We start from the raw sequence: 17,565 nt of genomic DNA, 5'->3' as shown, positions 1-17,565 counted from the left end.
CGGCGGGGGTCAGCGGGTGCCGGCGCGGTAGGTGCGCGCGGCGCGGTTGTAGATCCAGCGGCCGACGCGTATGCGCTTGCCGGTGGCGTGGCAGCGTCGGCAGTCCCGGCCTCGCCGGGTCCGGCCCTTGCGGTCGGTCTTGAAGGCGTGGCCCATGCCGTGGCACTTGCGGCAGTCGCCGAACGGACTCAGCCAGCACTTGCCGACATAACCGAACGTGACGATGAGCAGGCATGCGATAGCGAGGAGGGGAAGGCTCATCGGGGGCCTCTCAGAGGGTTTTCGAGGGTTTCCGCAGGTCGGCCGCTATCTGCTAGCAGCCTGATCAGGGGCGGTTTGGGCTGCTAGCAGGGTTGCTACCGGTAGCGACGTGTGCCGCTACCGGTAGCACCCTCGGGGACCTATCCGGCATCCCTGTTCTGGTTGCGCTGTGTAATCGCGGTGGCGATGTCGTCGCGCTTGATGCCGCGCTTGTTGACCTGTTCGCCGTCGATGCGCCGGCTGATCTGCCCGGTGCCGATCCCGAACGGCTTGAGCGCGGCCGTGAGCGCTTCCGCCTTCGGCTTGGGCTCCAACTCCGCCCACGGCCCGTAGGTCTCGGGGCGCAGGTCGGCGAGGCGGTCCACGATGGTCTCGGACCACACCTTGGCCTCGCCCTTGCCGAGGACCGCGGCGACGTCGTCCAGGATCGTCGCGGACGTCTCCGGGGCCGGGGCCTCGCCGACCGCGTCGCCGGACAGGGTTCCCTCGGCCTCGCGCAGGGCGGCGGCGCGGGTGAGGATGCGCTCCGCGTCGCGGCCATCCGCGAGGTAGGTGCGCACGATCCCGGCGTCGTCGGACATGCCCTTGAGCAGCCCGACACCCTTGTGGGACTTCAGGAGCTTGGACGCGTCCAGGCCCTCGGAGTAGGAGCCGGCGCCGAGGATGGTGTCGGAGACCTGGTAGGCGCCGACCCGCAGCGCGAACCGGGCCTGATGCTGGTCACGCAGCTCCGAGGGGCACGCCTTGTCGTCCGGCTTCTGCGTCGACGTCATCACGCTCACGCCGACGGCCGGGGCGACCCGGGCGAGGTAGACGAGCAGGGCCAGGATCTCCTTGCCGTGCTCGGGGTGCTGCAAATACTCCTGCACCTCGTCGACCACGAACAGGATGAGGGGCATGTTCAGCTTCGGGTCCCGGCTGATCTCCGGGGTCAGCTTGCCCTCCGGGCAGATATGAAGGGGCAGTTCCGAGAGCCGGTGGTAGCGGTCCTCGACGTCCGCCTTCAACTCCCGCAGCGAGGTGAGCAGATGTGCCACCGGGTCGATGCCGTTCTTCGGCACGATGCCGAACCCGATCCGGTGCGCGACCAGGGCGAACTTGCGCCAGTCCGGCGACGCCTTCCCGTCGAACACGTACAACCTGACGTACGGGTCCAGCGCCGCGGCGAGCGCGATCGTACGGGCAGAGAACGTCTTGCCCTGCCTCGGTACGGCGCCGACCAGCAGCGACAGCCACAGCATGGTGGCCATGACCGGGTTGCCTCGCTCGTCCACGCCCCACGGGAACGGCTTCCAGAAGTCCACCCGCGTCGCCCCCAGCAGCGGGGACTTGCCGGACGGGACGGCGAGCGGGTCACGGTCGGCGATCCAGTACGACACCCGGCGCTCGCTCGTCTCGTCCTTGTCGAGGAAGAGCTGAGTGGCGGCGATGTCCATGCCTGATGCCACCTTGGTATGAGCGTTGAGCGCGTCCTTGAAGGACTTGCCGTAGGGCAGATCCACGATCACGCGCCACCCGTCGCCGTCACGACCGATCGGCCGCGGGAACGCGATGGACTGATCCTTGCTGGTCAGTCCCGCCACCTCGTGAGCGCGGATCACGATGTCCGAGGACAGCTTGCGCTTGCGGAACGTCACCTTGGCCATGTCGATCAGCGGCCGGTCCGCCGGCGCACCCACCACACCGAGGGTGGTGGTCAGGGTGGCGACGGCCAGCAGGAGCAGCCACGACGGCGCCATCACGTACAGGGTCAGGGTGGCGGCGAGACCGACCATGGACGCGATGGCGGCGACGATGCCGCGCAGCCTCACGCGGTCGTTGCGCTGCCGCGAGAGCTTCAGGTACTCCGCCGCGTCCTCAGCAGCCACGGCCGCGAGCCGCAGGGACTTGCCTTCCGCGTCGAACACCCACCGGCCGGTCGCCGTCGACCAGCGCCACGCGCCGCGCGGTGCGTACAGGCAGATCTTCGGCGTGTAGACCAGCGGCAGGCGGACCGCGTGATAGCCGACCACGGCCGAGTAGTGTCGGACCGCCCACTTGCGTACCGCGGTGCGCTGGTCAGGGAGTTTGACCCAGTCCGGCAGGACGGGAAGGCGGGTCTTGTCCCGCTCCTGCATCCATTCCGCGGCCGAGGGCGGGTAGACCTCGCGCGGCGGGTCGACCGGGGCGCCCTCGGTCAGGCCGTCGGCCTCCGGGTCGTCGGTGTCGGGGAGTTCGGCCTCCCACTCCCCCGGCTTCACCACACCCGCACTCGGGCCGGTCGGGGCAGGGTCGGTCTCCTTCTTCAGCGGGAACGGCAGCACGGCCGCCGCCGGCCGCTCGATGCCCTCCGGGTCCCCGGCGGGCGTGAAGGTGGTCGTCTCGGTCACGATGTACGTACTCCTTCGGGAGTCGACGGGTCCGGCCGGCTTGCTGTGGAAGGTCGGGCGGCCGGACCCGGGGATGTAAGGCAGTTCAGGCAGCGCGCTGTTCTTCGGGATAGGCGCAGGTCACGCACGATCCGAGCGAGGGCGGGATGACGTATCCGGCATCCCGGTGGCACTCGGGGCAGGTGCGGCGGGCGCGCATCATCGCGGCGTGAGCCCGCCACCGGGCGGGAGTCATCGGCCGCACCGGTTGGGCGAGGTCGACGCGGTACAGGTAGGCGACCAGCGGCGGACGGCCCCGCCGCCGGGGGCGTTCGAGCTGAGCGGCGACGTCCTGCCCTCCCGGCCGTAGTCCGCGGGCCCGGAGTTGGCGGCGAGTGGCGTAGCCGTCCGGGGCGAGGTGCCACCGGAAGACCGGCAGCGTGCTCACGCCGCCCCGCGCCGTCCGGGACGACGGCCCGCCACCGACCCGAGCAGCCGACCGAGCCGGGCCCGGCGAGGACCAGACCGGCCGGAGCGCTTGGCCGCGTACATCGCCTCATCGGCGTGGCGCAGCAGCGTGGACAGGTCCTCGCCCGGGTGGTCGGTGGCCCGTACCCACCCGAGCGAGACGGTGGTGTGCACGTCGGGAGCGGTGTCGACGGGCCGGGCGAGGACGCGGGCGAGGGTGTCCAACCGGTCGGCGGCCGTGCCGTCGCGGTCGACCAGGACCGCAGCGAATTCGTCCCCACCGAGCCGGCCCACGACCCCGCCGGCGCCGGTGCCGTGGGCGAGCCGGGCGGCGACCGTGGTCAGCAGGACGTCACCGGCCGCGTGGCCGTGGGTGTCGTTGATCTGCTTGAAGTGGTCGACGTCTGCCAGTACGACAACGGCGCGCGGGTCGCGCAGCAGGCGGCGGGCCCGGCGGGTGAACGCGTCGCGGGTCCACAACCCGGTGAGCGGGTCGCGGCGGGCCGTGGTCAGCCTGCCGTGCAGCCACCGGGCGTGCACCGCCCACCCGATGACGGGCGGCACGGCCGGTAAGAGGGCGGCGAGGGTGTTCATGCCGCCACCCGCTTCCACGCAGCCCGCAAGCGGACTTCGGATGCGGAGTGGCCGGCGGTGCGGAAGCGGGTCGCCATCTCGCGGTAGGACAGGGCCGGAACGCGGCTGGTACGGATCTCGTCCACGACCGCGTCAAGTTCGGCGTCGGTGAGGGCTGGCCCGGATTCGAGGGCGGTCAGCGTCTCGGTGGGTCCCCAGACGGGCAGTTCCCAACTCGGTGTGACGTCGGGCGTGACGCGGCTCGTCACGCTGGTCAGCGCCCTGCCAGTGTCCTCACCATTGCGTGCCGTCTCCAGCGTCGACCAGGCCCGGGAGAGCCTCTGAGCGGTTTTAGCCTGGACGCGTGCGACGCGGGCGCCGGCCTGAGTCACGGCCGTCAGCCGGGTCTCCTCCGTCGTGGCTTCTGCCCGCAGTTGGGCGCGGGCCACGGCCGCGTTGTCCCGGGCTTCCTGCTGAACCCCACGGATCACGTCGAGTGCGCGCGGGGTGAGGGCGGTGCGCTCCCACATGCCGTGCACCAGCCACAGGGCCTTTGCCGCGAGCGGCAGCCACGCCACGGCCAGCCACGCGCCCGTGTTCGCTTCCGCCATGAGGGCGTGAGCGACCAGGACACCGGTGGCGACCAGCCCGAACGACCAGCCAACGCCGGTAACGGCGTTGCTGTGGTCGCCCTGGGCTGCGAGGCGCCGTTCGTAGGCGAGGGTCGCCAGCCATCCCCCGTCGATACCCAGACCGACCACCAGTGCGACGGGCCACGGCATCGCCGTGCCCAGCCACATCACGACCACGGCCAGGGTGAGGACCATGGACACCGCCGTCATCGTGACGGCGGGAAGGGCGGTCTTGGCCTTCACGCCGCGCCCCCAGCCGCCATCTCGCCGGCGGTGCGGTTGGCGAGGACGCGGTATTCGGTGAGGACCCGGGCCAGGGCCCGGCGCACGCGGCGGGTGTCGACCTCGTTCGGGGTGTGGTCCATGGCGGTGATCTGTGCGTCGATCAGGTCGACGTCCGCCAGGATCAGCGGCATCTCCCGATCGATCGCGTCCAGCTCCGCATCCGTCGGCTCGTTCCAGTCGGCGAACGCGGTAACGGCTTCCTGAACAGTGACGATGGGACTCATTGGGTCGTGGTTCCTCTCAGGGTGGTACGGCCCGAAGCGGTCCCCGGGGGGCAACCCGGGGACCGCGCGCCGTTGTGGGTGGTGGTGAGGGTCAGCCGCGTTCGTTCTTGCTGCTGCGGCCGTAGGTGTCGTTCAGCTCCGCCGTGACGTCCTTGCACTCGCCGGACACCATGCGGGCGTAGACCTGCTGGCCCTTCTGCACGTTCTCCGGGGTGGTCAGGTCGGACGGCTGCTGCGACTTCTTGCCGGACATGCGGGTCTCCTGACGGTTCGCGGGTCGGGCCTGGCCGGACGGTTCCGGCCCCGGCTCCCTGCCACCCCGCCCGTACGACCGAAAAGGCCGGACGGGCGAGGGAGGCAACCGGCCACAGCGCTGCACGCTGCGGCGGCGAGATCGGCTTTTGCCAGCCGGCCATTGCGTGGCAGGCCGGCCCCGAGCCGGTGAATCGGGCGCGTCATCGTCACTGCTCTGACGCCAGCAGGGCGGCGCATACCAGGTGGCAACCAACGGGCTGACCTCCCGTGAGGGAGGGATGATCCCGATGGCTGGTCTCCAGAGCTGACATGCGAGGAAGTGGCCGCCGGCGGCCGTTACCCGGGCCGTTGCGGGGGACGGGGATTCTCTCCCCCGTCGATTCAGACACGCTGTTGAGTTCTCAACCAATCGACGCTCCCTTTGTACTCACCCCCTCGGGCTTTCCTCCGGTGCGTCATACGTGCAGGTCAAGCGATCTTTCGAGCAAGTGACCTAGGTCGCCTGCTGGTGAGAGAGAAGCTACCTAGGTCGCTTATTCGCTGTCAAGGAGTCGGTACATCCAGATTCCGAGCGACCTAGGTCAAGTACGCTTTCGGGGTGGACTCACAGCCGAAGAGGAAGCCCAACGCCCGCGAGATCGCCGCAAGGATCAGAGGCGAGATCGCCGCGGGGACGTTCGGCCCCGGGGACCGTCTCCCTGGTGGCCGCGCCTACGCCAAGAAACTCGGCGTATCGCTGATGACCGTGCAGAACGCGTACGTGCAGCTCCGTGAAGAGGGGCTGGTGGAAGGCGTCGCCGGCAGCGGCACCTACGTTCGAGATGCCGCCCCGGGCGAGCAGGGCCCCCGCGAGTCGGCCAAGCGACTGACTGAGCTCCAGGCCGAAGTTGCGCGCGTTTCGGCAGAACTGGCCGGCCTCGTCGAACGCATCAAGCAGCTTGAGGCGGTCGTGGGTCCCACCGAGGGGAAGCCCGGCGCCTAGCGTCTTTCGCGGTGCGTTCGTCGTCATACCCATAGCGTGTCCCGACGGGGGCGCCATGAGTACGTACTCCCGCCGCCCCCGCACCGAACTAATCCGAACTTTGGCTGCTTCCCAGGGTTTTGGCGGTTCGTCAGAGACGGTAAGACTGGCCCTATGGCTGAACTGAACGGCAAGCCCGTCACCCTCGACGACCTTGAAGGCCTTGCGCTCACGAACTATGGGCACTTCACGTCCATGCGGATGGAGGACGGCACCATCCGGGGCTTGTCGCTCCATCTGGACCGCTTGGTGCGGGACTGCCGCATCGTCTTCGGTGTGGAGTTGGATCGAGAGCGGACGCTCAACTACATCCGCAACTTGGCCGACGGAGTGACCGGGGTTGCCGGTCTCCGCGTCACTGTCTTCGATCCCGCGCTCGATATGGGACGCCCCAGCGACGCTAAAGATCCCCACGTCCTTGTGAACCTGCGACCCGCGGGCGCCCTGTCGCCGTCGCCGCTCACAGCCAAGACCTTCACCTTCACCCGCGACAACGCAGCGGTGAAGCACATCGGTCTTCACCCGCAGCTTCGGCTTCGCCGCGACGCTCAACTTGCGGGGTTCGACGACGCGGTGTTCATCGAATCGGACGGCCGGATCTCTGAGGGAGGCACGTGGAACCTGGGATTCATCGACCAGGACGGGACGGTCATTTGGCCTGACGCTCCCGTGCTCCCTGGCACGACGATGCTCTTGCTCCAGAGCCTCAACGCTCCGAAGCAGGTCACCGCCCCAGTACGGCTCGCAGACGTCCCGAACATGGCCGCTGCGTTCGCCACCAACACGACGATCGGCGTGCGTTCCGTCAGCGCGCTTGACGACGTGCAATTCCCGCAGGACCACCCCGTCCTCACCGTACTGCGGGACGCCTACGCCAGTATCCCCGGCGATCGTCTGTAGACGCGTGCCGCCGCCCCTCTCGGGGGCGGCGACCCACGACAGAGGTAGCTCATGCCACTCGTAACGAAATGGACCGGACGTGAAGTTAAGGCGCTGCGTGAAGCCGTACGCATGAGTCTTATGGAATTTGCTGAGAAGCTCGGGGTGTCCGACCGCATCGTCTCCCGATGGGAGGCGGACGGTGGCCAAGCCTCTCTGCGCATGGTAAATCAGGCAGCGTTAGACACGCTGCTTGCTAAGGCTGACCAAGACGCACAGGGGCGATTCGTCGGCATCCTTGCGGCAGACGACATCCCGGCACACACCGTTATCGACCCTGACGATGAGCAGACAAGCAGCGGCGACTACGTGAAACATCCCGGGGATGGAAAGCTCATGGCCCTAGTGCCAGAAGGCATCTTCCTGTCCGGTGAGGACGATGACCCCGTTTGGGTGGAAGAATTCCACATCGACACCTTCCCGACGACCAATGCAGACTATGCGCGATTTTGCGCGGCCACTCAACGTTCTGTACCGGAGCATTGGAAGAATGGCCGATGCCCACGTGAATTGTATGACCACCCCGTCGTTCACGTAACTTGGCGAGACGCGAACGCATATGCGATGTGGGCAGGAAAGTCACTGCCGACTGCCGAGCAGTGGGAGAAGGCGGCGCGTGGAACCACTGGCCGACGCTTCCCTTGGGGTGACCAGAAGACTGCTGCGAAGTGCAATGTTCGAGAGACTGGAGTGGAGTGCACGACATCTGTCTCTCGGTACCATAGCGGAGTTTCACCTTACGGTGTCTACGACATGGTGGGCAATGTATGGGAATGGCTTGCCGCGCCGACGAAGGCAGGGCGATATGAACTACGCGGGAGCGCCTTTACTAGCCCTCTGTTCCGCGGGGCGCCAGCCGTCGCAAATGACGCGAACGAAACTATGCATGACGACGACACCGGATTCAGGTGTGTCGCCGTTGGTAGGCCAGATAAAGGATGGAAGAACGCGTGAGTGACAAGGTGGCAGGCTCCTTTACTGCGGGCTATGAGGCCTATTGGCGCCGCACGGCTAACGAGGTGGAAGAGGCAATCAAGACCAGTGTGATTGTTTTGGATACCAATGCGATTATCAACGTCTACCGCATGGCTCCTAAGGGGCGAGCGGAGTATCTCGCCGTCTTGGCAAACGTTTCGGATCGGTTGTGGGTGCCCCAGAACGTGGTGGCGGAGTTCCATCGGACTCGACTATCGGCAGTAGCGTCTCATATTGCTGGATTGAAAAATAAATCAGAGGCCGTGGGTGTTGCCGCTGAAGCCCTAAAAGTGGCGCTGAAGGATTTTGCTCGCCTCTATTCCCTAGCTGATGGTCGTGTTGCGGAGTATATGAAGCCACTGGACGTTGCAATCGCAGGAATTTTGGAACACGTCGATAAAGACGTAGAGGCGTTCGACCTAGACCCGAGTGATCTCGTCTCCGCAGACCCCATCCTTGATCGGCTGGGTGTTCTGCTGGAAGGGAAAGTGGGTGGCGGGATCGGCGAGGGGGACATGCCAGGAGTCTTGGCCGAGGCTAAGCGTCGGGGGGAGGGGAAAATTCCGCCAGGGTATAAGGATTATGAGAGTAGAGGTGAGGAAGGGTTTGGAGATTTTCTAATTTGGCGGGAAATCTTGACCTTTGCCAAGCAGGATGATCGGGGCATTTTGTTTGTCTCGAACGACGCTAAAGATGATTGGTTTAGACGTCAGGCGGGATTTGTAGTCGGTCCACGCCCTGAACTTGTCAAGGAGATGCGTGAAGAGGCGAATAGTGCCTACCATCATCTGACGTTGGCAGATTTTTTGCGAAAAGCTTCAACCGCGCTCGGGGTGTTTGTTAGTCCGAATACGATCAGCCAGGCCAAGGAACTGGAGAGTGAACGCTCTCGACTCGCAAGGGGGGAACTTATTAGGCAGCACGGGCAGCTTCGGAAAGAACTTTCCTCGGCAGTGGCGGAGCATACTCAACGACTCCATGAACTCACCCTCTTGCAGGAACGTGTGGCGATGTCTGAGCATGAGCTCAAAGAGCTTAACGCTCGTGCCGAATCGTCAGAAGTGGTGACAGTGAAGGAGTGGGAAGCTCTTCGCGAGAGGTTGGCTCATGCGGATGCCGGATTGAATGCGGAAAAGGAAGGCCGCGCGCATGTTCGCCTGGCTGTTAAGCGCAGTAATGCCAGGGTTTCGGACCTGACTGCGGCGCTGGACCACTTGGAAGGGATGATCAATGACCTACCCGCAGAATAGTGCGCTGGTTGAGACGCATTGAGATCCGAAAGAACGGTGCAGTAGCAACGAGGCGCCGCAGTGAGTCTGCCTCTGGCCAGACGATCTGCGCTCAGGATGTGGGCCATGTGTGGGCCAGACGTTCGGCATAGGACCCTGACACCGTGCCTGGCCAGCACGTTTCTAGTTCGTGCTTGACGGTCTTGAAAACCGTCGTGGCGCGAGTCACCGTGGGTTCAAATCCCACACCCACCGCAGGTGAGAGGCCCCCGACCGGTAGATGGTCGGGGGCCTCCGTCGTGTCCGTCCGCCGCGGGCCGTGCCGCGTCCACCCGGTGCGGGATCCCTCACCGCCTCACCCCTGGCGGGGCGATGAGGCGGTCATCCGGGCCGCCGAGGCGATCGTGGAGCGGGCCTCCCGTTCGGTCAGGCCCGTGCTGACGGCCGCCCGGACGAGCGGGGCGGTGAGCTGGGGGCCGAACCCGTTCTCGTAGGCGCGGCAGGCGGCCCAGAAGAGACGGGTGTTGCGCTGGCCCTCGTGCGCGGCGAGGACGAACTGGACCAGCCCCTGGCCCTGTCGTTCGTTCGCGGACTGCGTGGAGTGCCCGGAGTCCGTGGAGCGGCGGTCGCGGGCCGGAGGCGTGGGCGGGGGCAGGAGCAGGCGCAGGAGTTCGGGCGGGCAGGGCGCGGGCGCGAGCCCGGAGGTGCCGGGAGCCGTCCCGTACACGCCCTGTTCGGTGCGTGAGCCGGGGCCGACGAGGTAGCCGCCGGCGCCGCGGATGTCGATGCCGGGGGCGAGCCGGCTGGCCGAGTTGGGGACGACGACGTCCGGCGGTCCGCTCAGCCACAGATGGCGGCCGCCGCTGGGGGTCACGACGACGACCGTGTCCGGGATCGTGAACAGGTGACGCAGGGCCAGTTCGCGCAGTGCGGTCGAGGAGTCGGTGTCGGACTTGGTGTCGAGGTCGACGCCGATGAGGTGGTGCGGGTGCAGCCCGCAGGCGATGCCGTAGCCGGTGGCCCAGGGGGCGGCGGCGAAGAGCTCGCGGATGCGCCGGGGTTCGGTCGAGGCGTCGTACACGCCGTGCCCGAAGCGGCCGCATTCGCCGTGGCACGGGCGGGGGTCGGGGTCGTCGCGGTGGGGGGAGCGCAGGGCCGGGAGCTTCGTGCGGGACAACGGGATCACCGCGAGTCCGCGCTCGGCCGCGGACAGAGCGTGAGCCAGGGCCAGAGTGGTGGCCCGCCGGTCGATGGTGGCCATGGATCCATAATCGTACGAGTGTTCGAGAAAAGGAAGGGCTCTTCGGGCTCGTGCGGGAGCCGGTCGGGTGAGAGGCGGGAATGGCTGGAAAGGTGCCGAAACGCTTCGGCCGTTGCGGGGCCCGGATCCCCGCGCCGCACGGGGGCTGAGCAGGGGTTCCGTGTGCGTGAAGGTGGTTTATCGACATGTCATCACGCTTGAGGGGGATTAGCCGCTTCCGGTGTGGTTCGCCCGGGACGACCTGGGCAACTCTGGACTCGCGACGTCGTGGACAGCGCCGAGGCGGCCGGCCGACCGCCTCGGAACAAGCCGTATTTCGCGTACGTCCCGGCTCACCGCCGGTGCGTGCAACCGCTTCTGGAGGAACTCGCATGGCAAGCATCCGTACCGCTCGCGTTCTCGCCACCGCCGCGGCCCTGCCGCTGGCCGCCGCCCTGTTCACCGGGGTCGCCGCGGCGGACGACGGCGCCGTCGCGGACACCGGTTCGAACGCGGGAGCGGCGACCGCCGGGGGCGGGGTCGGGCGCGACAACAGCGGCAACTCCTCCGTCACCCAACAACAGGCGGTCGGCACCGGATCCTCGAACCAGAGCAACACGGCCCAGGTGAACGGCTCCGCGCCCACGGCCCTCAATCAGGGCAACTCGAACGTCCTCGTCAGCTTCGGCGGGCTCTGACGGGCGGGGCCGAGGGACGTCCGTCGGCTGGGGGCTGGGGGCTGGGGGCTGAGGGTCGGGGGTCTCTTCGTGGGGCGGGGGTTGGGGGCCTCTTGGCGGGGCCGGGGTCCTGGTCGGGTGGGGTTCCGGGGCGGGGGTGATGCGCGGGGTGGGGTGAGGCAAGGGGCTGTCGGGGCGGGGGATTCGGGGTGAGGTGAGGCGGGGGACGCGGGTGGGGTAGGGCGGGGGACGCAAGGTCCGCGCGACGGTGCTCAGGCACCGTCGCGCGGTCGTGTTCCCGGGCTCACCCCACGCGTTCCCGGGCTCGGCCCCCTTGTTCCCAGGGTCCAGCCCACGGGTTCCCGGGACCGGCCGACGACCTTGACACTCAAAGGTATCTGACGGACAGTCAGAAAACCTTGTTCGTACGAGGTCCGGGAGGGCCGCCGCCGTGCACCTCGCCCCCACCGAGCGCCAGCAGCGGCTGCGCGCCGAACTCCGCACGTACTTCAGGGATCTGATGCCGGACGGACCGCCGCCCGCCGACGATCCCGCCCGGCAGCGGGTACTGCTGCGCCGCATCGGAGCCGACGGTCTGCTCGGGCTCGGCTGGCCGGTCGAGTACGGCGGGCAGGGGCGCGGGGCGGACGAGCAGTTCGTCTTCTTCGACGAGGCCCACCGGGCCGGCGCACCCGTCTCGATGGTCACGCTGAACACCGTCGGACCGACGCTCATGAAGTACGGCAGCCAGGAGCAGAAGGAGTTCTTCCTGCCGCGCATCCTGAAGGGTGAACTCGTCTTCGCCATCGGGTACTCGGAACCGTCGGCCGGCACCGACCTCGCCTCGCTGCGCACCCGCGCCGTCCGCGAGACCGGCGAGAACGGTGCCGGGGGAGGATCCTGGCGGATCGACGGGCAGAAGATCTTCACGTCCAACGCGCAGAACGCCGACTGGATCTGGCTCGCCTGCCGGACCGACCCGGACGCGCCCCGGCACCGCGGCATCTCGATCCTGCTCGTCCCCACCGACGCCCCCGGCTTCTCGTGGACACCGATCGAGACCGTGGGCGGCCAGACCACCACGGCGACCTACTACGACGGGATCCGCGTCCCGGCCGGGAACCTCGTCGGCGAGGAGAACGGCGGCTGGGGACTCATCACGAACCAGCTCAACCACGAGCGGGTCGCGCTCGCCGCGATCGGCATGCAGGCCGAGGACTTCTACGCGGCCGCGCTGGAGGCGGCCCGCACCCCTGACCCGGTGACCGGGCGGCGCGCGGCGGACGAGCCGTGGGTGCGCTTCCAGCTCGCCGAGGTGCATGCCCGGCTGGCGGCGTCACGCCTGCTCAACTGGCGTCTGGTGGGGGACGTGGGCGCGGGCGGGCCGGCTCCCGGGGACGCGAGCGGCGTGAAGGTCATGGGGACCGAGTCCGCGGTCGCGGTGTACCGGATGTGCCAGCACGTCGTGGGGCCGGAGGCCATGCTCCGCTCCGGTTCCGCCGGGGCGTTCGGGGGCGGCGGACTGGAGCGGATGAACAGGGCGGCCCAGATCAACACGTTCGGGGGCGGGGTGAGCGAGGTGCAACGGGAGATCGTCGCGACGATGCGGCTCGGCATGAGGCGGAGCCGGCGGTGAGCGGCCGGGGCACGCCGGGCGAGGGCCCGGCGACGGGGCACGGCGTGACGCCCGGCGGCGTGGCGCGGGAAGAGGCGCGGCGGGCCGAGACCGTGCGGGCCGAAACCGGGGCCGGGGCCGGGGACAGGGGCGTGGCGTCCGACGGGGCCGGGGACAGGGGTATAGCCCCCGACGGGGACGAGTTGTCGGCGCGTCTGAAGGAGTACGAGGGGCGTTCGGCCACGGCCGGGGGCGTCGGCAGGGACCCGGTCAACGCGCCGATGATCCGCCACTGGTGCGAGGCCATGGGCGACACCAACCCGGCGTACACGGGGTCCGACGCGGTGGCCCCGCCCACCATGCTCCAGGTGTGGACGATGAGCGGCCTCTCCGGCCACGCCGACCGGCCCGGCCGTTCCGAGACCTACGACGAGCTGTTCGCCCTGCTCGACGGCGCCGGATACACCTCGATCGTCGCCACCGACTGCGAGCAGGAGTATCTGCGGCCGCTGCGCCCCGGGGACGAGATCACCTTCGACTCGATGATCGAGTCGGTGTCCGGACGCAAGACGACCAAGCTGGGCACCGGGTACTTCGTCACCACGCGCATGGACATCCGGGCGGGCGGCGAGCTCGCCGGGACGCACAGGTTCCGCATCCTCAAGTACGCGCCCGCGCGCCGGAGTCCGCGAGGAGCGGACGCGGCTCCGGTCTCGTCGGACACCGGGCGGCCCGGGAGCGGGCGTCCGCGTCCGGTCGTCAACCGGGACAACGCCGGATTCTGGGAGGGCGTCGGCCGGCACCGGCTGCTCATCCAGCGCTGCACGGCGTGCGGGACGCTGCGCTTCCCGTGGCTGCCCGGGTGCGGGGCGTGCGGCGGCCCGGACTGGGACACGGTCGAGTCGGGCGGTGAGGGGACCGTGTACTCGTACGTCGTCATGCATCATCCGCCGTTCCCGGCCTTCGACCCTCCCTACGCGGTGGCCCTGGTCGAGCTCGCCGAGGGTGTGCGGATCGTGAGCAACGTGGTGGGGGTGCCGTACGACGCGGTGCGGATCGGGATGCCGGTGCGACTCGAATTCCGGCGGTACGACGAGGACATGGAACTGCCGGTCTTCCGGGCCGTCACGGCTGCGGTCGGCGGCCCGGGCAGGGAGGGCTGACATGGACTTCACGCTCACCGAGGAGCAGGCCGCCGCCGTGGAGCTGGCCGCGCGGATCCTCGGCGACCACTCCACCCACGAACGCCTCACCGCGGCCGGTACGGGCAGCGACGCCGGGCTGTGGAAGGAGCTGTGCGCCGCCGGACTCGTGGCGGCGGTCGCGGACACCGGGCTCCTCGGGCTCGTCCTGATGCTGGAGGAACAGGGACGCGTCACGGCGCAGGTGCCGTTCGCCGCGAGCTGTGTGTACGGGCTGCTCGCGGTGGCGAGGCACGGATCGCCGGAGCAGCGCGAACGGCTGCTGCCGGGGATCGCCGACGGGACGGTGGTGGTGACCGGCGCGATAACGGGCACGGAAGCCGTTCTGTCGACCCCGGCGCCCTCCCCCGCCTCCCCCGCCTCCCCCTCCTCTTCCCCCTCACCCTCCCTCTTCTCCTCCTCCGGGACGCTGACCGGGGTTCTTCCCGCCGTGCCGTGGCTGCGCGACGCCACCCACGTGCTCGTGGCCGACGACCACCGCCGGCTCTGGCTGGTGCGCACCGCGGAGGCGGCGGTGAGCGAACCGGTCGAGCTGACCGCGCCCTGGTCGGCGGGGCGGCTGACGTTGGACGGGACGCCGGGGGAGACGCTGGGCGCGGCCGACGCGTGCGAGGACCTCCTGGCGACGGCCCGTACCGCGTTCGCCGGGCTCCAGGCCGGTGTGTGCGCGGGTTCGCTGGCGCGGGCGGTCGAGCACACGAACGCGCGCGAGCAGTTCGGGCAGCCGCTCGCGGCCCGGCAGGGAGTCCAACTGCGGGCCGCCGACGCGTACATGGACACCGAGGCGATACGGGTGACGGTGTACGAGGCCGCGTGGCGGCGCGACGAGGGGCTGCCGTACGCGACGCACGCCCTCACGGCCGCCTGGTGGGCGTCCGAGGCGGGCCGGCGCGTGGTGCACACGGGCCAGCATCTGCACGGCGGGGCGGGCGCCGACCTCGGGCACCCCGTGCACCGGCACTTCCTGTGGGGCAGGCAACTGGACGCGTATCTGGGCTGTGGAGGCGAACTGCTCCAGGAGCTGGGGGAGCTGATCGCGAACGGGAAGGTGGAGACATGAGGGTGGGCGACGTACTGCCGCCGCTGGAGATCGAGATCACCCGCACGTTGATCGTGGCCGGGGCGATCGCCTCACGGGACTACCAGGACGTCCATCACGACGCGGAACTGGCGCGGGCGAAGGGATCGCCGGACATCTTCATGAACATCCTGACGACCAACGGCCTGGTCGGACGGTATGTGACCGACCACTTCGGCCCGGACGCCGTGCTGCGCAGGGTGGCGATCCGGCTGGGCGCCCCCAACCACCCCGGAGACACCATGGTGTTGACCGGATCCGTCGAGGAGGTCGAGGGCGACACGGCGACGGTCAGGATCCTCGGTGCCAACCGCGTCGGCCGGCACGTCATGGGCACGGTGACGGTGACGGTCCCGGCGGGCGGTGCCGCATGAGCGCGCGCAGGCGGGACGGCCTCGGCGGCCGGGCGGCGATCGCGGGCATCGGGGCCACCGCGTTCTCCAAGGATTCGGGGCGCAGCGAGCTGCGGCTGGCGGTCGAGGCGGTGCGGGCCGCGCTCGACGACGCGGGCCTGACGCCGGGGGACGTGGACGGTCTGGTGACGTTCACGATGGACACCAGCCCGGAGATCACGGTCGCGCAGGCCGCCGGGATCGGGGAGCTGTCTTTCTTCTCGCGCGTCCACTACGGCGGCGGCGCGGCGTGTGCGACCGTCCAGCAGGCGGCGCTCGCGGTCGCCACCGGCGTGGCCGAGGTCGTGGTCTGCTACCGGGCGTTCAACGAGCGGTCGGGGCGCAGATTCGGCTCGGGGGTGCAGCGGCGGGAGCCGTCGGCGGAGGGCGCGGCCCTGGGCTGGGCCCTGCCGTTCGGGCTGCTCACCCCGGCCTCCTGGGTGGCGATGGCGGCCCAGCGGTATCTGCACACGTACGGACTGACTCCCGAGGCGTTCGGCCATGTCGCGGTGGTGGACCGCAAGTACGCGGCGACGAATCCGGCCGCGTACTTCCACGGCAGACCGATCACCCTGGCGGATCACGCGGCCTCGCGGTGGATCGTGGAGCCGCTGCGCCTGCTGGACTGCTGCCAGGAGACCGACGGCGGCCAGGCGCTGGTGGTCACCTCCGTGGAGCGGGCCCGCGACCTGCCGCACCCCCCGGCCGTGGTCACCGCCGCCGCCCAGGGCGCGGGCCGGGCGCAGGAGCAGATGACCAGCTTCTACCGTGACGACCTCACCGGGCTTCCGGAGACCGGCGTCGTGGCCCGGCAGCTGTGGCGCACCGCGGGGATGGGCCCGGCGGACATCGACGTGGGCATCCTCTACGACCACTTCACCCCGTTCGTGCTGATGCAGCTCGAGGAGTTCGGCTTCTGCAAGCCGGGGGAGGCCGCGGACTTCGTCGCCGAGGAGAGGCTGCCCCTGAACACGCACGGGGGGCAGCTCGGGGAGGCGTATCTGCACGGGATGAACGGGATCGCGGAGGGTGTACGGCAGCTACGGGGCAGCTCCGTGAACCAGGTGCCCGGCGCCGGCCGTGTGCTGGTGACCGCGGGCACCGGGGTCCCGACCTCGGGCCTGATCCTCGGCGCCGACGCCTGAGAGCCCCGCCAGGGGAATCACCCGTACTTCCCGGCCCCGAACCTCAAAGGAGTGACCCGCCCGCCCGGGTGACCCCACCCCTGTTCTCTCGCCCCCTCCGCCCCTACCCGTCCCATACCTGGGGCTCCACCCCAGACCCCGCTCCTCAATCGCCGGAGGGGCTGAAACTCCCCTGCGCCCGCGGGCGGGATCCGGCGCGGCCCCGACCCACCCACCGGACAGAACCGCGCCCGGCGACCGTCTCAGGGGTGAACCCTCAGACGGGGTGACCCGCTTGTCCACCTTCAGGAGGTGAGGCAGGCCCCGTCTCTACAACCTGAGGCGGACACCGCTTCGGGACCTGCGGCCGATCCGCCGGACGAGGGGTCGAACCTAGCGTGGAGCCATGACCCCACTCGTCTGCACGAGCGCCTCGAACGCCGCCACCGGGGCGGCCCGGACCCTTTCGTACCCCTCGTTCTCGTCGTACGTGAAGGCGCGGCAGCCGGTGCTGCTGCGTACCGCCCGGTCGCTCACCGCCAACCCGAGCGACGCCGAGGACCTGCTGCAGACGGCACTGACGAAGACGTACGTGGCCTGGGACCGGATCGAGGACCACCGCGCGCTGGACGGCTATGTGCGGCGCGCCCTGCTGAACACGCGGACGTCGCAGTGGCGCAAGCGCAAGGTCGACGAGTTCGTCTGCGAGGAGCTGCCCGAGCCGGAGGGGCTCCCGGCCGCCGACCCCGCCGAACAGCAGGCCCTGCACGACGCGATGTGGCGGGCGATCATGAAGCTGCCGGCGCGGCAGCGCGCGATGGTGGTGCTGCGCTACTACGAGGACCTGAGCGAGGCCCAGACCGCGGAGGTCCTCGGGGTCTCCGTCGGCACGGTCAAGTCGGCGGTCTCCCGTGCACTGGGGAAACTGCGCGAGGACCCCGAGCTGCTCCCCGTCCGCCAGGAAGCCACCCGTCCACAGGCCCGGCGCCCGGCCCCCGAGCACGCCTCGCGGTGATCGATCATTCCG

At 69.3% G+C, this 17,565-nt stretch carries 19 protein-coding genes; 11 read left to right on the top strand and 8 right to left on the bottom strand.

The genetic code is table 11. The features are described from left to right. Window positions 1-9: 9 nt before the first annotated feature. The 7 genes from ACFRIC_RS11690 to ACFRIC_RS11660 form a co-directional block, all read right to left on the bottom strand. Window positions 10-261, bottom strand: a complete 252-nt coding sequence (locus ACFRIC_RS11690) for a hypothetical protein (protein ID WP_382783057.1) — start codon at window positions 259-261, stop codon at window positions 10-12. A 140-nt stretch (window positions 262-401) separates the two neighbouring features. After that, on the bottom strand, window positions 402-2,630 hold the full coding sequence (locus tag ACFRIC_RS11685) for a cell division protein FtsK (protein ID WP_382783054.1): 2,229 nt from the start codon (window positions 2,628-2,630) through the stop codon (window positions 402-404). 85 nt (window positions 2,631-2,715) lie between these two features. Next, window positions 2,716-3,057, bottom strand: coding sequence for an RRQRL motif-containing zinc-binding protein (locus tag ACFRIC_RS11680; RefSeq protein WP_382783051.1), 342 nt, complete (start codon window positions 3,055-3,057; stop codon window positions 2,716-2,718). Next, on the bottom strand, window positions 3,054-3,671 hold the full coding sequence (locus ACFRIC_RS11675) for a GGDEF domain-containing protein (protein WP_382783048.1): 618 nt from the start codon (window positions 3,669-3,671) through the stop codon (window positions 3,054-3,056). Before ACFRIC_RS11675 ends, ACFRIC_RS11680 begins: the two co-directional genes overlap by 4 nt. Next, a complete protein-coding gene (locus ACFRIC_RS11670; RefSeq protein WP_382783046.1) occupies window positions 3,668-4,525 on the bottom strand; it encodes a protein spdB in 858 nt (285 codons plus the stop codon). The genes ACFRIC_RS11675 and ACFRIC_RS11670 overlap by 4 nt, the downstream gene beginning before the upstream one ends. Further along, the gene (locus ACFRIC_RS11665; protein ID WP_382783043.1) at window positions 4,522-4,791 is read right to left on the bottom strand and encodes a DUF6284 family protein; all 270 of its coding nucleotides are present in this window, start codon (window positions 4,789-4,791) and stop codon (window positions 4,522-4,524) included. The genes ACFRIC_RS11670 and ACFRIC_RS11665 overlap by 4 nt, the downstream gene beginning before the upstream one ends. Before the next feature lie 91 nt (window positions 4,792-4,882). Next, window positions 4,883-5,044, bottom strand: coding sequence for a hypothetical protein (locus ACFRIC_RS11660; protein WP_382783040.1), 162 nt, complete (start codon window positions 5,042-5,044; stop codon window positions 4,883-4,885). 600 nt (window positions 5,045-5,644) lie between these two features. On the opposite strand from ACFRIC_RS11660, the gene ACFRIC_RS11655 reads away from it, so the two are divergent. The 4 genes from ACFRIC_RS11655 (at window position 5,645) to ACFRIC_RS11640 (ending at window position 9,231) form a co-directional block, all read left to right on the top strand. Further along, entirely contained in the window at window positions 5,645-6,028 is a 384-nt protein-coding gene (locus ACFRIC_RS11655) for a GntR family transcriptional regulator (RefSeq protein ID WP_382783037.1), read from the top strand. 153 nt (window positions 6,029-6,181) lie between these two features. Continuing rightward, window positions 6,182-6,967 (top strand): aminotransferase class IV family protein, encoded by a 786-nt coding sequence (locus ACFRIC_RS11650; protein WP_382783034.1) that lies wholly within the window; start codon window positions 6,182-6,184, stop codon window positions 6,965-6,967. A gap of 51 nt (window positions 6,968-7,018) precedes the next feature. Then, entirely contained in the window at window positions 7,019-7,960 is a 942-nt protein-coding gene (locus ACFRIC_RS11645) for an SUMF1/EgtB/PvdO family nonheme iron enzyme (protein WP_382783032.1), read from the top strand. Next, window positions 7,957-9,231 (top strand): PIN-like domain-containing protein, encoded by a 1,275-nt coding sequence (locus ACFRIC_RS11640; protein WP_382783029.1) that lies wholly within the window; start codon window positions 7,957-7,959, stop codon window positions 9,229-9,231. The genes ACFRIC_RS11645 and ACFRIC_RS11640 overlap by 4 nt, the downstream gene beginning before the upstream one ends. A gap of 334 nt (window positions 9,232-9,565) precedes the next feature. On the opposite strand, the gene ACFRIC_RS11635 is transcribed toward ACFRIC_RS11640, so the two are convergent. Further along, a complete protein-coding gene (locus tag ACFRIC_RS11635) occupies window positions 9,566-10,471 on the bottom strand; it encodes a bifunctional DNA primase/polymerase (protein WP_382783026.1) in 906 nt (301 codons plus the stop codon). Window positions 10,472-10,842: 371 nt separating this feature from the next. Here ACFRIC_RS11635 and ACFRIC_RS11630 point away from each other — a divergent pair, with 371 nt between their 5' ends. The 7 genes from ACFRIC_RS11630 (at window position 10,843) to ACFRIC_RS11600 (ending at window position 17,553) form a co-directional block, all read left to right on the top strand. Further along, complete coding sequence (locus ACFRIC_RS11630; RefSeq protein ID WP_382783023.1) at window positions 10,843-11,148, top strand: hypothetical protein; 306 nt, start codon at window positions 10,843-10,845, stop codon at window positions 11,146-11,148. 430 nt (window positions 11,149-11,578) lie between these two features. Then, window positions 11,579-12,763, top strand: coding sequence for an acyl-CoA dehydrogenase family protein (locus ACFRIC_RS11625; protein WP_382783019.1), 1,185 nt, complete (start codon window positions 11,579-11,581; stop codon window positions 12,761-12,763). Window positions 12,764-12,894: 131 nt separating this feature from the next. Continuing rightward, window positions 12,895-13,905 carry a bifunctional MaoC family dehydratase N-terminal/OB-fold nucleic acid binding domain-containing protein gene (locus ACFRIC_RS11620; RefSeq protein ID WP_382784236.1) on the top strand — a complete coding sequence of 337 codons (1,011 nt, stop codon included), beginning with the start codon at window positions 12,895-12,897 and terminating at the stop codon, window positions 13,903-13,905. Window position 13,906: 1 nt separating this feature from the next. Next, a complete protein-coding gene (locus ACFRIC_RS11615; RefSeq protein WP_382783016.1) occupies window positions 13,907-15,004 on the top strand; it encodes an acyl-CoA dehydrogenase family protein in 1,098 nt (365 codons plus the stop codon). Further along, entirely contained in the window at window positions 15,001-15,396 is a 396-nt protein-coding gene (locus ACFRIC_RS11610) for a MaoC family dehydratase (protein ID WP_382783013.1), read from the top strand. Before ACFRIC_RS11615 ends, ACFRIC_RS11610 begins: the two co-directional genes overlap by 4 nt. Next, the gene (locus ACFRIC_RS11605; protein WP_382783010.1) at window positions 15,393-16,559 is read left to right on the top strand and encodes a lipid-transfer protein; all 1,167 of its coding nucleotides are present in this window, start codon (window positions 15,393-15,395) and stop codon (window positions 16,557-16,559) included. The genes ACFRIC_RS11610 and ACFRIC_RS11605 overlap by 4 nt, the downstream gene beginning before the upstream one ends. 385 nt (window positions 16,560-16,944) lie before the next feature. After that, entirely contained in the window at window positions 16,945-17,553 is a 609-nt protein-coding gene (locus ACFRIC_RS11600; RefSeq protein ID WP_382783007.1) for a SigE family RNA polymerase sigma factor, read from the top strand. The last annotated feature ends 12 nt before the right edge of the window (window positions 17,554-17,565 follow it).

It is taken from the genome of Streptomyces sp. NPDC056738 (assembly GCF_042790435.1).
Taxonomy (GTDB): domain Bacteria; phylum Actinomycetota; class Actinomycetes; order Streptomycetales; family Streptomycetaceae; genus Streptomyces.
The sequence above is the reverse complement of the archived record's forward strand: the minus strand, read 5'-3'. Positions and strand labels throughout refer to the sequence as shown.

Coding starts and splice junctions, on each gene's coding strand:
- ACFRIC_RS11635 (WP_382783026.1), bottom strand. CDS start 10,471: ATGGCCACCATCGACCGGCGGGCCACCACTCTGGCCCTGGCTCACGCT.
- ACFRIC_RS11630 (WP_382783023.1), top strand. CDS start 10,843: ATGGCAAGCATCCGTACCGCTCGCGTTCTCGCCACCGCCGCGGCCCTG.
- ACFRIC_RS11650 (WP_382783034.1), top strand. CDS start 6,182: ATGGCTGAACTGAACGGCAAGCCCGTCACCCTCGACGACCTTGAAGGC.
- ACFRIC_RS11645 (WP_382783032.1), top strand. CDS start 7,019: ATGCCACTCGTAACGAAATGGACCGGACGTGAAGTTAAGGCGCTGCGT.
- ACFRIC_RS11605 (WP_382783010.1), top strand. CDS start 15,393: ATGAGCGCGCGCAGGCGGGACGGCCTCGGCGGCCGGGCGGCGATCGCG.
- ACFRIC_RS11675 (WP_382783048.1), bottom strand. CDS start 3,671: ATGAACACCCTCGCCGCCCTCTTACCGGCCGTGCCGCCCGTCATCGGG.
- ACFRIC_RS11690 (WP_382783057.1), bottom strand. CDS start 261: ATGAGCCTTCCCCTCCTCGCTATCGCATGCCTGCTCATCGTCACGTTC.
- ACFRIC_RS11610 (WP_382783013.1), top strand. CDS start 15,001: ATGAGGGTGGGCGACGTACTGCCGCCGCTGGAGATCGAGATCACCCGC.
- ACFRIC_RS11665 (WP_382783043.1), bottom strand. CDS start 4,791: ATGAGTCCCATCGTCACTGTTCAGGAAGCCGTTACCGCGTTCGCCGAC.
- ACFRIC_RS11615 (WP_382783016.1), top strand. CDS start 13,907: ATGGACTTCACGCTCACCGAGGAGCAGGCCGCCGCCGTGGAGCTGGCC.
- ACFRIC_RS11600 (WP_382783007.1), top strand. CDS start 16,945: ATGACCCCACTCGTCTGCACGAGCGCCTCGAACGCCGCCACCGGGGCG.
- ACFRIC_RS11660 (WP_382783040.1), bottom strand. CDS start 5,044: ATGTCCGGCAAGAAGTCGCAGCAGCCGTCCGACCTGACCACCCCGGAG.